At 53.7% G+C, this 14,048-nt stretch carries 14 protein-coding genes and 1 pseudogene; 10 read left to right on the top strand and 5 right to left on the bottom strand.

Annotation, left to right across the window (positions count from 1 at the left end):
- On the top strand, positions 1-430 hold a 430-nt coding region (locus Q0510_RS10435; protein ID WP_298710862.1), incomplete at its 5' end, for an AAA family ATPase.
- Positions 408-668 (top strand): hypothetical protein, encoded by a 261-nt coding sequence (locus tag Q0510_RS10430; RefSeq protein WP_298710859.1) that lies wholly within the window; start codon positions 408-410, stop codon positions 666-668. The genes Q0510_RS10435 and Q0510_RS10430, both read left to right, overlap by 23 nt.
- A 4-nt stretch (positions 669-672) precedes the next feature.
- Here Q0510_RS10430 and Q0510_RS10425 read toward each other — a convergent pair whose 3' ends face one another.
- Positions 673-1,428 carry a sulfite exporter TauE/SafE family protein gene (locus Q0510_RS10425; RefSeq protein WP_298710853.1) on the bottom strand — a complete coding sequence of 252 codons (756 nt, stop codon included), beginning with the start codon at positions 1,426-1,428 and terminating at the stop codon, positions 673-675.
- A gap of 227 nt (positions 1,429-1,655) precedes the next feature.
- On the opposite strand from Q0510_RS10425, the gene Q0510_RS10420 reads away from it, so the two are divergent.
- The 7 genes from Q0510_RS10420 (at position 1,656) to Q0510_RS10390 (ending at position 11,233) form a co-directional block, all read left to right on the top strand.
- A complete protein-coding gene (locus tag Q0510_RS10420; RefSeq protein ID WP_298710851.1) occupies positions 1,656-2,384 on the top strand; it encodes an Error-prone repair protein ImuA in 729 nt (242 codons plus the stop codon).
- A 5-nt stretch (positions 2,385-2,389) separates the two neighbouring features.
- Positions 2,390-3,889 carry a DNA polymerase Y family protein gene (locus tag Q0510_RS10415; protein ID WP_298710848.1) on the top strand — a complete coding sequence of 500 codons (1,500 nt, stop codon included), beginning with the start codon at positions 2,390-2,392 and terminating at the stop codon, positions 3,887-3,889.
- Between the two features lie 10 nt (positions 3,890-3,899).
- A complete protein-coding gene (locus tag Q0510_RS10410) occupies positions 3,900-7,121 on the top strand; it encodes an error-prone DNA polymerase (RefSeq protein ID WP_298710845.1) in 3,222 nt (1,073 codons plus the stop codon).
- 175 nt (positions 7,122-7,296) lie between these two features.
- Positions 7,297-9,261, top strand: a complete 1,965-nt coding sequence (locus tag Q0510_RS10405) for a hypothetical protein (RefSeq protein ID WP_298710843.1) — start codon at positions 7,297-7,299, stop codon at positions 9,259-9,261.
- Positions 9,262-9,270: 9 nt separating this feature from the next.
- The gene (locus Q0510_RS10400) at positions 9,271-9,996 is read left to right on the top strand and encodes a hypothetical protein (RefSeq protein WP_298710840.1); all 726 of its coding nucleotides are present in this window, start codon (positions 9,271-9,273) and stop codon (positions 9,994-9,996) included.
- An 81-nt stretch (positions 9,997-10,077) separates the two neighbouring features.
- On the top strand, positions 10,078-10,422 hold the full coding sequence (locus Q0510_RS10395; protein WP_298710837.1) for a helix-turn-helix domain-containing protein: 345 nt from the start codon (positions 10,078-10,080) through the stop codon (positions 10,420-10,422).
- A 97-nt stretch (positions 10,423-10,519) separates the two neighbouring features.
- Positions 10,520-11,233, top strand: a complete 714-nt coding sequence (locus Q0510_RS10390; RefSeq protein ID WP_298710834.1) for a hypothetical protein — start codon at positions 10,520-10,522, stop codon at positions 11,231-11,233.
- A 5-nt stretch (positions 11,234-11,238) separates the two neighbouring features.
- Here Q0510_RS10390 and Q0510_RS10385 read toward each other — a convergent pair whose 3' ends face one another.
- The 3 genes from Q0510_RS10385 to Q0510_RS10375 form a co-directional block, all read right to left on the bottom strand.
- Complete coding sequence (locus Q0510_RS10385; protein WP_298710832.1) at positions 11,239-11,376, bottom strand: hypothetical protein; 138 nt, start codon at positions 11,374-11,376, stop codon at positions 11,239-11,241.
- Positions 11,357-12,004: a hypothetical protein gene (locus Q0510_RS10380; protein ID WP_298710828.1), complete on the bottom strand. Its 648-nt coding sequence runs from the start codon at positions 12,002-12,004 to the stop codon at positions 11,357-11,359. The genes Q0510_RS10385 and Q0510_RS10380 overlap by 20 nt, the downstream gene beginning before the upstream one ends.
- 145 nt (positions 12,005-12,149) lie before the next feature.
- Positions 12,150-12,656: a hypothetical protein gene (locus Q0510_RS10375; RefSeq protein WP_298710825.1), complete on the bottom strand. Its 507-nt coding sequence runs from the start codon at positions 12,654-12,656 to the stop codon at positions 12,150-12,152.
- A 186-nt stretch (positions 12,657-12,842) separates the two neighbouring features.
- Here Q0510_RS10375 and Q0510_RS10370 point away from each other — a divergent pair, with 186 nt between their 5' ends.
- Positions 12,843-13,751 carry an alpha/beta hydrolase gene (locus Q0510_RS10370; RefSeq protein WP_298710822.1) on the top strand — a complete coding sequence of 303 codons (909 nt, stop codon included), beginning with the start codon at positions 12,843-12,845 and terminating at the stop codon, positions 13,749-13,751.
- 72 nt (positions 13,752-13,823) lie between these two features.
- Here the strand turns inward: Q0510_RS10370 and Q0510_RS10365 are convergent.
- Positions 13,824-14,048: pseudogene (locus Q0510_RS10365) on the bottom strand (ribosome small subunit-dependent GTPase A); the annotation flags it as partial.

The following is a 14,048-nucleotide window of genomic DNA, read 5'->3' as shown; positions in this document are numbered from 1 at the left end:
GGGTGCCGGGAGGTGTTATTGGCCTTGCGGCGGTTGGAGGCGTTTATGGGGTGTTGACGGATATAACGACATGCTGACGAGCTCCCAGGTTGTAATAATCGATGAATTGGAATCTTCACTCCATCCGGATCTCGTTAAGCACTTCTTGTTGTTATTTCTCGTAAATTCGAAATCTTCTCAATTAATCGCCACAACGCATTATCGCGAGCTCCTGATGGAAAGGGATATGTTACGTGATGATGTCATCTGGTTTACAGAGAAAAAGCCTGACGGCGGCGTTGAATTGTTCGCTTTGAGTGATTTTGATAGTTCGGTGGTCAGGGATACTTCATCTGTATTCAATGCTTATAAATCTGGAAAACTGGGCGCAGTGCCTTTTTTAAGTGATTATTATATAGAATTGGCCAATGGCAAGAACGATCAGGAATAGAAAAGGAACCGGTCGGAAGACAAAGGATTATGCTAAAAGCGAGAAGTTTTTTATTCGTGATACTCCCGATATCTATAAAAAACTGCGCCCCCATCTTCCCAAAGCGATGGCGTTTGCAAAAAAGCGCGGAAGCTACGACCCCCTGGATCCGAAGAAGGGATTGGCTGAGCTTTACAAGCTTTTTGATCTTTTAGGGATTGTTATTTTGACAAAAGTTTACAATCGTCCAGACGGATGATTTTTTAATGCAGTTTCCCCGCAAAACCCGCCATCGTGAAAATGATCAGCATGGCGCCGATGGCAATCAATCCCGCATAAACATATTTATAGAAAGTGTTGCCCTGCAGCTTGCGGTTGAGGTACCGGCCCAGGAAGATCGCCGGCAGCATGGCCGGGATGCAGATGAGGAAGTATTGAATTACCGTCCAGCCGAGCAACCCCTGCACGCCGTAACCCACCACTCCGATAAAGCTCGCCGGCAGGAAGTACGCTTGCAATGTTGCCCTGAAATGCTGCGCGCTCCAGCCTCTTTTGTTGCCATACACCACCAGCGGCGGCCCGTTGATGCCATACGCCCCGCCCAGCACGCCGGACAAAAAACCGCAGATAAAAAGCCAGAAAGGACTGTCGTGTTCCAGCTTCACGGTATGTTTCGCGCGGAGGGTAAAAATGCTATACCCGATGTTCAGCGCGCCCAGCCCGATCTTCACCCAGTATTCGTTGCCGTAGGAAAGGATGAGCAAGCCTACGGGGATCCCCAGCAGGGCGTATAAAATCAGCCATTTGGCGCTCCGGAAATGGATGGATCTATGGTCCTGCACCACCACCACCGCCGCCACGAAAATGGACATCAGCACCGACAACGGCACCGCCACATGGAGCGGGATGAAAAGCACAAAGAGCGGAACGGCGACCAGGGATTCACCGAACCCGAAAGTAGAGCGTACCAGCGTTGCGAGAAAGCTGATCAGGACCAGGTAAATGACAATCGTAAGCATGTTTGATATGCCCGGGTTATTGGGCGAAAATGGTTTCCGGTTTAAGGGGTGCAATGTAATCAATTCCGGGCGGAAACTGGTTGTAAAAAGCAAGGAAGTGCAGCAATAAATATGCATATTTCACTGAGGCCCATTTACTTTTCGCAATACGATATGAACTTCTTTGAAATGCTAAAAATATTAGTATTTTTGTCCCGGACCCATCTTCCAACAGGAATGGGCGGGATATGAGTAAAAGCAGCGCAGATATCGTTAACCAGCTCCAGGCAGAGATCAACAGCATCCAGGGCTACAAGCCGGCGGAAGCGGGCGTTCGGCGCATGGGCCTGGGTGCGGTGGAGGCTGCTTTCCCCAACGGAGTATTTCCGGAGGCGGGTATCCACGAATTTATCACTACCTGCCGGGAAGGCTCCGCCGCTTCGGAAGGGTTCATTGCCGCGCTGCTTGCTAAATTATTGAGCAAAGGCGGCGTCGCCATCTGGGTGAGCATTAGCCACGCGCTTTTCCCGCCTGCGCTGGCGGGTTATGGCGTACAGCCGGACCGCATCGTGTTTATCAACGTCGGGCGGTTGAAAGATGCTTTATGGGTGACCGAAGAAGCGTTGAAGTGCGAAGGGGTTTCGGCGGTGATCAGTGAGATACGCGACCTGGGGTTTACCGAATCCCTCCGATTGCAGCATGCGGTCGAACAAAGCAGGATTACCGGATTCATCCTTCGGAAAAGCCCGAGGGCAATAGGTTCCGCAGCATGCTGCGCACGCTGGAAAATCACGCCTCAACCCAGCAGGAGCGTAGCCGGAATGCCCGGTATCGGTTACCGCCGGTGGAACGTGGCCCTCGATAAAGTGCGCAACGGCCAACCGGGGAACTGGCTGGTCGAATGGACCGATAACGGCCTGCAGGTGGTACAGCAGGAAAACCGGATTGTTAGTGAAGAAAGAAGAAATGTAGGGTAGTGCATATGGAAAAGCGATATGTATCCATCTGGTTCCGTTACCTGTTAACGGACTGGCAAACGCTCCGGCGGCCGGAATTGAAAGATGTTCCGTTCGTATTCGCAGGGAAAGACGGCGCGCGCGTGATCGTGAAAGCCGCCAATCCCATCGCCATACAGGAAGGCGTAACGGCAGGCATGCCCGCGGCGGATGCGAAAGCCATCGTGGAAGGGCTGCAGGTGCTGGACGAGCGCCCCGCATTGACAGGGAAATTATTGGCAGCCATCGGAGAATGGTGCATTCGCTTCACGCCTGTGGTGATGGTGGATATGCCCGAAGGGTTGCTGATGGACGTTACCGGCTGCGCGCATCTTTGGGGCGGAGAGCCCCAGTATCTCAGGGACATCGTTACCCGCCTGCGTGCCGCCGGTTATGATACCCGCATCGGCATCGCCAGTACGCCCGGCGCAGCCTGGGCCGTGGCGCGCTACGGTAAAAACGGCCCTATCGTTCCTCCCGGCAAACAACTGGAAGCCTTGCTGCCATTGCCTACCGCGGCGCTCCGCATCGAACCGCAAATTCAATTGCGCCTGCATAAAATGGGATTCTGGCAAATCGGTTCCTTCATCCATATGGACCGCCGCATGCTCTTCCGCCGGTACGGAATCGGGCTGCTGGACCGCATCGAACAGGCGCTGGGCTTCAAGGAAGAAGCGCTGACGCCCATCCAGGTGATACCGCCTTACCAGGAACGGCTGCCTTGCCTGGAACCGATCCGCAATGCGGCGGGCATCGAGATCGCCATCGAACAGTTGCTGGAATCGTTATGTAAGCGTTTACAAAGCGAAGATAAAGGCGTCCGCGCGGCGCGGTTAAGCTGCCACCGGGTCGACGGGCAGGTGCAGGCTATCGAGATCGGCACCACCTCCGCTTCCGGCAACGTGGCGCATTTGCTGGGGTTGTTCAGGTTGAAGATCAGCGGCATCGCACCCGGATTGGGTATCGAATTATTCGTGCTCGACAGCAAAGTAGAAAAATCGAACGCAGATCAGCACGCGCTTTGGGGCGGAGGCGCCGGACTGGGCCACGCCGCTGTAAACGAACTGCTGGACCGGATTGCCGGCAAGATCGGCCCCGGCGTTATTCACCGTTATCTGCCGGACGCGCACCACTGGCCGGAGCGTTCCATCCGCAAAGCCCAGTCCATCAACGAACAGCCCGCCATGGCCTGGCGGACGGACATCCAGCGCCCCGTACAGCTTTTGGCTGATCCGGAGAATATCACCGTCAGCGCCCCGATACCGGATTACCCGCCCATGAACTTCATCCACAAAGGCGTGCTGCATGAAATCAGTAAAGCGGAAGGCCCGGAGCGCATCGAGCAGGAGTGGTGGCTGGAGAATGGTGAGCACCGGGATTATTACGTCGTGGAAGACCGCCAGGGCCAGCGTTACTGGCTGTTCCGCTCCGGGCACTATGGTGAACAGGCGCGTTTCAACTGGTTTTTACATGGCTATTTTGCTTAAATGATGAACGATGGAATACGCGGAATTACAAGTCACCAGCAATTTCAGCTTCCTGCGGGGCGGTTCGCACCCGGAAGAACTGGTGCAGCAGGCAGCCATGCTGCAGCATGCGGCCATCGCCGTAACGGACCGCAATACCCTCGCGGGCATCGTGCGGGCGCATTCCGCCGCGAAGGAATGCGGGATCCGGTTCATCCCCGCCTGCCGCCTCGACCTGGAAGACGGCCCCAGCCTGCTCGCGTACCCGACGGACAAGGCCGCCTACGGCCGCATGAGCGCGTTGCTCAGCCTCGGCAACCTGCGGACTGAAAAGGGTTCCTGCCTGCTCCGCAAACAAGATGTTTATGCCCATAGCAAAGGCATCCGGTTTGTAGCGGTGCCGCCGGAATCGCTGGTGCAGGATTTTGAGCTGGATGCGGCGTATAAAAAGCATGTGACGGAATACAGGGAAGCTTTCGGCCGGGGGCTCTACATCGGTGCATCTCGCACCTACGCGCAGGACGATCAAAAACGCATCTACCGCTTGCATGAGCTGGCCGGTTACCTCGGCGTACCCATGGTGGCGCTCAATGATGTGCATTATCACTGCCACGAGCGGCGCCAGCTGCAGGATATTTTAACTTGTGTTCGGGAGAAGTGTACGATCTATGATGCCGGTCTCCGCCTGCATGCCAACGCGGAACGCTATCTCAAAGAACCGAAGGAAATGGAACGCCTGTTCCGCCAGTACCCCGACGCCATCCGCCAAACCATGGACATCGCCGAATCCTGCCGCTTTTCCCTCGACAGCCTGCAATACATCTACCCGGAAGAGATCACCTCCGGCGGCCGCACGCCACAGGAAGAACTGGAAATGCTCACCTGGAAAGGGGCCAGGGAATATTTCGGAGAAGAGTTACCGGAGAAGATTGTGCAATCCATCCATCATGAAATGACATTCATCCGCGAAATGGATTACGCCGCGTACTTCCTGACGGTATATGATATCGTCCGGTATGCGCGGGAAAATCATATCCTGTGCCAGGGGAGGGGATCTGCGGCTAATTCTACCGTGTGTTTCTGCCTGGGCATCACTTCCGTAAACCCCACCAAATTCGACCTGCTATTCGAACGCTTTATTTCATCCGCCCGCAACGAGCCGCCGGACATCGATGTGGATTTCGAGCATGAAAGGCGCGAGGAAGTCATGCAATACATTTACAACAAATACGGCCGCGACCGTGCGGCGATCGTGGCTACCGTTACCCAGCAGCGGCAGAAGGGCGCCATCCGGGATGTAGGTAAGGCGATGGGCCTGTCGGCCGATACAATTAGCCGCCTGAGCAGCGCCATCTGGGAATTTACGGATGAGTGGTTTGACGCGAACGCCCTTCGCCAGGCGGGCCTCAACCCGGAAGACCCGCACCTGAAAAAGGTGCTGGAACTGACCGGCCAGATGATGGGCTTCCCCCGGCAACTGGGGCAACATACCGGCGGTTTCGTCATCACCCGGGGCAAACTGACGGACCTGTGCCCGATCCTGAACGCCCGCATGGAAAACCGCACGAACATCGAATGGAATAAAGATGATATCGAAGCGCTCGGCTTTCTCAAGATCGACGTACTGGCATTAGGCATGCTCACCTGTATCCGCAAGGCGTTCACCCTCGCAAAGGAGCACTACGGCCTGGACCTGACACTGGCCAACATCCCGCAGGACGATCGGGAAGTATACGAGATGATCAGCCACGCCGATACGATCGGCGTTTTCCAGATCGAAAGCCGCGCCCAGCAAAGCATGCTCCCGCGGCTGCGGCCAAAGAAATTCTACGACCTGGTGATCGAAGTGGCGATCGTTCGCCCGGGACCGATCCAGGGCGATATGGTGCACCCTTACCTGCGGCGCCGGAATGGAGAAGAACCGGTTACTTATCCTTCCGAAGAGCTGAAAGAAATCCTGGGCCGCACGCTGGGCGTGCCCCTTTTCCAGGAGCAGGCGATGAAAGTAGCGATCGTAGCCGCGGGTTTTACACCTGCGGAGGCCGACCAACTGCGGCGGAGCATGGCCACGTTCAAATCGCATGGCCTGGTCAGCAAGTTCAGGGAAAAGCTCGTGAATGGCATGGTGAGCCGCGGTTACGATGCGGATTTCGCCGGCCGGATTTTCAAACAGCTGGAAGGCTTCGGCAGTTATGGTTTCCCGGAAAGCCACGCGGCCAGTTTCGCGCAGCTGGTGTATGTTTCTTCCTGGTTGAAATGTTTCTATCCCGAAGTCTTCGCAGCAGCGTTGCTGAACAGCATGCCCATGGGCTTCTATCAACCCGCCCAGATCGTTTCTGATGCGAGGAACCACAACGTAACCGTGCGGCCGGTGGATGTAAACCTTTCCCAATGGGATAACAGCCTGGAAGAAAAAACCGGTAAATACCGCGCGCTGCGCCTGGGTTTCCGGCAGATCGCCGGCATGCGGGCGGAAGACGCTCAGATCCTCGTGGATGGCCGTGGAGCAGGTTATGCTACTATCTCCGCCATGAAAAATGCAGGCATGACCGTAGCTGCACTGGAACGCCTGGCCGATGCCGATGCCTTCCGCTCGATGGGTATGGACAGGCGCCGCGCCTTATGGGAAGTGACCGCTCTCGGCGATACGCCGGAAGCTTTATTCGCCGGGCAGCCCTCCGAAACCAGCCACGAAAAACAGGTGGAACTTCCATTTATGAGCGCGCCGGAACACGTGGTGCAGGATTACGCCGCTACGTCCTTATCGCTGAAGGCGCACCCCGTCAGTTTTGTGCGGCCACAGCTCACGCAGCTGCATATCCTTTCCGCCAAAGGCATTGCCGCGGCGGCGGACGGCTCGGAGGTGAAAGCCGCGGGATTGGTGCTGGTGCGCCAGCGCCCCGGCACGGCGAAAGGCGTTTGCTTCATCACGATCGAAGATGAGACCGGCGTGTGCAACCTCGTGCTGTTTGAAAAAGTTTTCGGGAAATACCGGAAGGAAGTCCTTCAATCCACCCTGCTGATGGTGGAAGGGAAATTGCAACGCGAAGGGGAAGTAGTGCACATCATCGTGGAGCGCTGCCATAATTTAACGAAACTGATCAAAAACACGATTGCCAGGAGCGTCGACGAAAGCCTGCTGCTGACGGTTTCCAGGGCGGATGAGAAATCTCCTTATCCTTCGAACACCAGCAAAAGCGGAAATACTACACCCAATCCGGATATGTTCGTGAAGTCGAGGGATTTCCATTAATCTTATCCCACGTAGCTTCCATTTCCTGCCTTCCATCTGCCCATAAAAAAATCTTCCCGATGTCGTTATTTTATGCTAACTTTTACAGACAATTCCACAGACTGGTATATTTCCCCCGGACGCTTCCAGCCCCTATAGCCTGATATATTTTCTGTTCTACCCCAAATTCCGGAGCATGAAAATGGTTTCCAAAAATGGTTTCCGCACTGCCTTCGTTTTGCTCTGCCTCTGCACAGGGTTCATTGTCGCATTGTCCAACCAACAGGCATTTACCGCGCAAAGCCTTATTGAAACACTGTTGATCTGCCTTTCGGTGGCGTACATCTGCATCAAATACTTCACATCGTCGCTCATCACCCGCTACCAGCAGGAAGGTTACCGGCCAGCGCCCGCCCGCCGCAGGGCGCATATGCTGCTGACCGCCATCAGTACCGAAGCGGTGCTGCCGCTATGCATCGACTTCCTCTGTGCCTGCGCCGTATTGATGGCCTTCAAGCTTACGGCCCCGGAATACCTTCCCCGGCTGGCCCGGTGGGTCTATGATTTGTACGCCTTTAGCGAAGGGTATCTCAAACGGTCGCTCAGCTGGCTGCTGATCATACTGGCGGGCATTACGTTGCTGCGGATCATGTCGCACAGGGCTTTGAAGCGTTACCGGCAATATATCAAATGGGTCTCCGTGCCTGTGAGCATCGCATCCCTGATGGCTTTTTTTGTGCATGCCGACAGCGGGATCACCAGTAACGTAGTGTCCTGGCAAATTCAATCGGCCGTGCCGGTTTACGACAAAAAGGCGCTCACTTTTAATGCCGGTGCAGGTGAGGAGGCCGAAATGAAGGCAATCGTCGCCACCTATGCGGAGTTTTGCATCCGTGAATTATCCGACGGCGCGCAGGACGCGGGGCCCGACAGCCTGGGTACTGCCGGCGCGCTGGAGCACGCATTGGTTTTGCTGGAGCAATACGAGCAAAAGGACCCCGCCATCAAAACGGACATTTTCGATGGGAAGGCCGGCGCCTCCCGGCAACCGGATCCCGCATACCGGGAGGGCATGGAGAAACTATACGAAAGGCTGCAAAAATCCGGTGCCGGTTTCGATGAATTCAAACCGACATCCGTATTTGAAACGGTGTACCGGCAGACGGGCCCCGCCAGCCGTAAAAGCCTGCTCGCCATGCTGCTCGACGAAAATGAGCGCATTCCGCAGCGGCAACTTAACGCCAACGAATCGCTCCTGGCGGACATCCTGAAAGAATTCCTCGGGGAAACGTGGTTTTTCAAAGACGCTCCCGCCAATATCCGGTTCTATGCTTTCGCGAAAGACGCGTCGTTCGATCTGCTGAAGGACCGGTGTGCCAAAGGGCTCATGTTCCTCCTGGACAGGATGAAAGGCGCTGCATTGAACAAATTCGATCTCCGGGTGCTCCGGCAATACCTCGTCCGGACATCGAAAACGGCGTACCGGTCGGCCGCTGCGCACCTTCAGCAGGCAAGGCTTGCCATCGGTGAATTCGGCGGCTGGTACCGGAATTCCATCCAACGGAAAGCGGTACTGGAAGCGGCCCTCCAGCAATCGCTCACCCGGGAAAACGTAGCTGCTTTGCTGCGGGAATTTCCCAACGCCGCCAACGGAAAATACTATATGGAATGCGCCATTTTGCTCGACGCGTTCCACACCAGGGATCCGGCTATTCTGCTGGAAGCAGACATGGCCTATTGGCGAAAAGTAAGCACAGGAGGGAAGGGGCTCGACGAAGAGCTGGTGTACGCGCTGGAACGCCAGCAAGCCTTCCAGCATGCAGAACAGGCCGGTACGCGCGAGGCCGCGGTTGATTTTGCCAGGCGCTATCCCGACGATCCCGTGGCGCTGGAGATCCGGAATATGGAATGGTTCGGGGAAACCGAAGCGTTGTCCAGGGCCAGAAGCCGCAATACCATCGACGGCTGGAACGAATTCCTGGAACATTATCCCGACAGTGAGCACAGGGTCTTGATAGAAACGGCGGTCAGGGAAGCGAAACTGGAGCAGATTTCGCTGGCCACGAAAAGCGTGAAACTGCATATTCCCTCAGCCGCCGCGGCAGAGGAAGGTTTTTTTCGCAAAGCCGTGAAGTACCTGAAAAAAGCCAAATTCAGATAATCCCCGCAAATGAAATATATCATCACCAATTTTACGATCGCCGGCATATGGTTGCTGGCCTTTGCCTGCGGCAGCCCGGAGAAACCCGGCGAATCCATGCCAATGATCGACCTCCGCGACTACAGGCAACCCACCGCAAAGCTAATGGAAGGCCTGGTTTACTGTTACCGGGACAGTACCGGCCAGGTGAAGAAATATGAAAAAGTGCAACTATCCATGATGGGCGACACGGTGCTGACTTCCACCGAATATGACAGCGCCGGACAGGTATCCACCATAGAAAAAATCGCTTTTCAAGGGGATAATTATTTGTTTCTGCATGGAGAAGTTACCGGGATTCCAATAGAGATCGATCCGGTACCGATAACCTGGAGGCAGCCGGTGAACATTGATAGTTCAGGTTACAGGGTGAACGGCAAAATTGCATTCGGTACCATCGAAGCAAAATTCAAACAAGTCGGCTTCTATCGCGATCTGAAAGACAGCGCTTTGGCCAACGGATACCCATTGGCAGACTGCATCCTGCAAACGCTGTCCTCGAAGATGGAAACTTCCGTGGAATTAACGACCGGCGACAAACAATTGTCCACCATTCTCAGGGTTGTATTGGCCAAAGGCGTGGGTAAGGTATACGAAACGCATGAAGTGCCCGGGCAACCGGCAGAAACATTCTATTTATCGGATGTCATCAGTATTCCGGCATTTGAGGCTCGGTTCGCTGGTGCATCGAAATAAATGAAGATATTATTTCATATCCGCCAGCCTGGTTGCTTGCATTGATTCATCATGCATTCCGGGAAAAGTCCGAATTTTAGGATGATGAAAGAATTTTTGCACGATAACAGGATCTTCTACAATCCCATTGAGTTCGCTATGGCGCATATCGGTGGAACCTGGAAAATCCCGATCATCCTATGCCTGCGAAACGGGCCGGTGCGCTACGGGGATTTGAAGAAATCCATCCCGCACATATCCGATAAAATGCTGTTTACCCAACTGCGCGAACTGGAGGAAAAGCAAATGGTGGTAAAGCATACATTTTCAGAGAAGCCTCCCAGGGTGGAATACGAATTAACTCCAAAGGCCATCAAAGCCCTGCCGCTGATCGATCAATTTACGGCTTATGGCATTTCACTTATGAGCGACGCCGGGATTATCTAACTGTGCTGCATACGGGTTCCCTTTATATACAAAAAAGTATGTAACAGGATCGGATGGGCGTCAATGCTTAGTTTTGCTCCGGACAAAAAACACGTAAATGGAGCAAAATATCACCTTGAAAGACGGATTGACCATCCCGCAATTGCCATGTATTAATATCGAGGAAACCGTTGTTTTCTGGGAAGCGATGGGTTACACCACAACATACAAAATGACCCGGCCTTATCAATATGGCGTAGTGGAACGGAATGGATATGCAATTCATTTTGGCAGGGTAAAAGGGATGGATGCGGCCAGCAATTTATACAGCGGCTGCCTGGTGTTGGTGTGCGATGTGGCAGCTGTGTATAAAGAATTTTCCCAGCGGCTCAAAAAGCACCTCGGCAGGGTGCCCCATTCCGGCATTCCCAGGATATCCGGCATGAAGCCCGGCGCAACGAGGTTCACCCTTACGGACGTATCCGGTAACTCCATCATTTTTGTACAGTATGGCGAACAAGACGATGAAACCTATCAGAAAGCAGATGACAGGCGACAAACCCCATTGCAAAGATCGATCGCAATAGCGATACGATTCAGGGATTACAAAGAAGATGCAAAAGCCGCAGCCAAAACGCTGGACGCAGCTTTGAAAAAATCCCGGGAAGAAGCCCCGGCGGATGTGGCGGAAGCATTAGCCATACGGATCGATCTGGCGCACGCCGCAAATGAATCCCGGCGCGAAGCGGAATGCAGGCAACTGTTGGCGCAGGTTGATCTGCCTGTTCCGGAAAAGAAACGCATAGCCGCCAGGCACGAGGTGCGGCTATAAGCCGTTCAATAAACGACAAAATAGACGATATCCACCCCGGTGTTCCCGCTCCGCTCGTCGAACGCATACACCGTCACCTGGTATTCGCCCTTTTCAGCGATCTGCAGCTTGCCTTCGAAGAGATTATCCGCTACGCAGGTCATGGTTTCTTCTTTCAGGAGCTGGCCGTTCTTTTTTCACGATCGCCCGCACTTCCATCTTATCACCATTCCACAACCCGCCTTTTTGAATGATGCAGCCGCACATCATCACAATGTTTGCCTGGATAGGCAGTGGCTGGGAGTTGATGGAAGACAGGCGCAAATAATTGTGCGTTCTGGGTGTAAGGATGTCGATAATGAAGCCAGGGATTTCGAGCACTACGCCATCGCCGGTGATGTGTTTGCCGGGAATCACCCATATTTCTACCGCCGCATTGACCTGTGACTGCCGGTGATTGGCGGGCGCCAGCACTTCGATCCGCACGAACGTAGGTTCAGTGATATCCAATACAGCATCAAATTTTGCCGCCGCTTCGTCGGCCAAAGGCGCATACCGGCCGCGCGATGTGCCCATGATCTGGGCGGTGTTGCCGGGAGTGCCGGCGGTTTTCCCTTCCGCCAGTATTTGTTGATTGGCTTTGTTGCGGACGATCACATGCGCGCCGCCGATAGACGACCCGAGGAATTTGGCGTCTTTCGCACGCGCCCTGATGAAAACATGCGTTTCGATACAAAACGCCTGGCTAACAATCATCATCGCCGTTGCGAGGATAGAAAGGCATTTAAACATGATTGGTTTTTCTTCAAGATACTAAACGAATTTGAAATTCGCGCCAGCCTTTATGGCTAAACAGTGTGCTTTAAAAAAGACAAATCAGCGCGAACCGATTTGTCTTTTTTATCTATGGCAACCTAAGCAATGTATCTCCGCGAGCTTATTCCAGCAGCTTTTTCAGCCCTGCCTCGTAATTGGCGATTTCGGCGGTTAAACTGTCGGTCAGGGCCTTTTTGGCGGCTTTTTCGCCTTCCATAATGATGGACCAGCGCACCACCGATGTGCCCTTGCTGCCCGGAATGGATTCCACCAGCGCCGTAACGATCGCTTTGGTTACGCCGGCCGGCAGGGGAGAGGATATCTGTACTACAAAGAATTTGTAAGTTTCGTGCACTTGTTGGATCTCATCTGTACGCTTGCTGCCGTCGGCGAAAACCAGGTCGCGGTACTGGGTGCCGCGCTCGGTACGGATATTTACTTCGCTGATCATGCCGTTGGAATAATCCTTCACTTTCGGGAGGTCGCGGATGACTTGCCAGATATCCGGCGGATGGTTGTTGATCCGGGTTTCATGAAGGTATTCCGGGGTAACTTTCCGCGCCGCTTCCATCTGGGCCATCGCCGTTCCGCTCCAGCACAACAGGAGCCATAACAAGTACTTTTTCATGCGTCCGTTTGATTTTTGAAAAAGTAGATGATTTGAAGGGAATCATTCGCCATTTATGTACCAACCCGGTGAATTCAGGGATGAAAACTGGATAAAAGGAGATTTAGTATTAATTTGGTGACAGAACAGTCATTCCCTTACCCCGATTTTTATCAAGACTATATGCCATATTTTAACATTCTATCCATGCTTAGAAAAAGTTTCATATTCCTTTTGCTGTTGAGCTGCTCCGGCAGTTATGGCGCTACCCGTTCGCTTCAATCCGACAGTACTATCATCACTTCCGACGGCGTGCAGCTATTTTTGAAAGCCAGCGGCACGGGAAGCCCCTGCATCTTTATCCATGGCGGCCCCGGCGCATGGAGCAAATCCTTTGAAGTGCTGGGCGGCAGTGCCCTGGAAAATACGTTCAGGATGTATTATTATGACCAACGCGGATCGGGGCGCTCTGCCAACCCGGTTAATGGCGATTACAGCCTGGCCAGGATGGTGGAGGATATCGAAAATATCCGGCAGAAAACCGGATCCGGACAGGTGTACCTGATGGCGCATTCCTTTGGAGGCATACTGGCTTATAACTACGCAAAGCGATATCCGGACCATGTAAAAGGCTTGATCTTCCTGAACGCTACGCTCAGTATCAACCATTCCCTGCAAAGCCAGATCGCTTTTGTGAATAGTAAACTGGGTACCAGCTTCCACGCCCCGGATTCCGCGGCAGTGGTGGCTACTTATTCCAAAGCCTTCACCGCATTGCGCGAAAAAGGCCTTGGATATCAAATGTTGTCCGACAATGAGGAGAACGTAAAGCGGCTGGATAGTGTAGACAACTGGTCCGGTCGGAATTATGGATTCGGACGGGTTGTTTTGGGCAAGGCTGAATATTTCACCGACTTCGCCGCTTCCAGCGAACAGGTCAAACTTCCTGTGCTGGTTATTTCCGGGGCAACGGATCATAACATCGGACCGGATCATTATAAACGTTTCCGTTTCCCGAATCAGCAGGTGCGCGTCATCCAGGGAGGGCATATGTTGTATTGTGAGAACAATGCGGCTTTCGTGGAGGCTGTAACCAGCTTTGTGCAAAAAAATTGATGTCCAGGCTGGTATATCTTAAAAGAAAGCGGCCTGTGCATGCACAGGCCGCTTTTTACATTTTGAAAGGTGTCAATACTTGTTGTTCCTGCGATGCTTGACGACCTGTTTCACCAGTTTGGTCAGCTGCTTGATGTTTCGCTTCTTGTCCGCTTCGCTGGCCTGGAAGTGATATTGCTCCCGCAATAGTTTCAGGTAGCTGCGATATACCGGCTCAGGCAGCGTGCCGTTGCGGACAGCTTCTATGACTGCGCATCCGGGCTCATGCTGGTGCATACAATCCCCATACCGGCATTG

This window comes from uncultured Chitinophaga sp., assembly GCF_937874145.1.
Taxonomy (GTDB): domain Bacteria; phylum Bacteroidota; class Bacteroidia; order Chitinophagales; family Chitinophagaceae; genus Chitinophaga.
The sequence above is the reverse complement of the archived record's forward strand: the minus strand, read 5'-3'. Positions and strand labels throughout refer to the sequence as shown.

What these genes read in the sequence shown, in the direction of transcription:
- Q0510_RS10430 (WP_298710859.1), top strand. Translation starts at nt 408, where the DNA reads ATGGCAAGAACGATCAGGAATAGAAAAGGAACCGGTCGGAAGACAAAG.
- Q0510_RS10425 (WP_298710853.1), bottom strand. Translation starts at nt 1,428, where the DNA reads ATGCTTACGATTGTCATTTACCTGGTCCTGATCAGCTTTCTCGCAACG.
- Q0510_RS10420 (WP_298710851.1), top strand. Translation starts at nt 1,656, where the DNA reads ATGAGTAAAAGCAGCGCAGATATCGTTAACCAGCTCCAGGCAGAGATC.
- Q0510_RS10415 (WP_298710848.1), top strand. Translation starts at nt 2,390, where the DNA reads ATGGAAAAGCGATATGTATCCATCTGGTTCCGTTACCTGTTAACGGAC.
- Q0510_RS10410 (WP_298710845.1), top strand. Translation starts at nt 3,900, where the DNA reads ATGGAATACGCGGAATTACAAGTCACCAGCAATTTCAGCTTCCTGCGG.
- Q0510_RS10405 (WP_298710843.1), top strand. Translation starts at nt 7,297, where the DNA reads ATGAAAATGGTTTCCAAAAATGGTTTCCGCACTGCCTTCGTTTTGCTC.
- Q0510_RS10400 (WP_298710840.1), top strand. Translation starts at nt 9,271, where the DNA reads ATGAAATATATCATCACCAATTTTACGATCGCCGGCATATGGTTGCTG.
- Q0510_RS10395 (WP_298710837.1), top strand. Translation starts at nt 10,078, where the DNA reads ATGATGAAAGAATTTTTGCACGATAACAGGATCTTCTACAATCCCATT.
- Q0510_RS10390 (WP_298710834.1), top strand. Translation starts at nt 10,520, where the DNA reads ATGGAGCAAAATATCACCTTGAAAGACGGATTGACCATCCCGCAATTG.
- Q0510_RS10385 (WP_298710832.1), bottom strand. Translation starts at nt 11,376, where the DNA reads ATGACCTGCGTAGCGGATAATCTCTTCGAAGGCAAGCTGCAGATCGCT.
- Q0510_RS10380 (WP_298710828.1), bottom strand. Translation starts at nt 12,004, where the DNA reads ATGTTTAAATGCCTTTCTATCCTCGCAACGGCGATGATGATTGTTAGC.
- Q0510_RS10375 (WP_298710825.1), bottom strand. Translation starts at nt 12,656, where the DNA reads ATGAAAAAGTACTTGTTATGGCTCCTGTTGTGCTGGAGCGGAACGGCG.
- Q0510_RS10370 (WP_298710822.1), top strand. Translation starts at nt 12,843, where the DNA reads ATGCTTAGAAAAAGTTTCATATTCCTTTTGCTGTTGAGCTGCTCCGGC.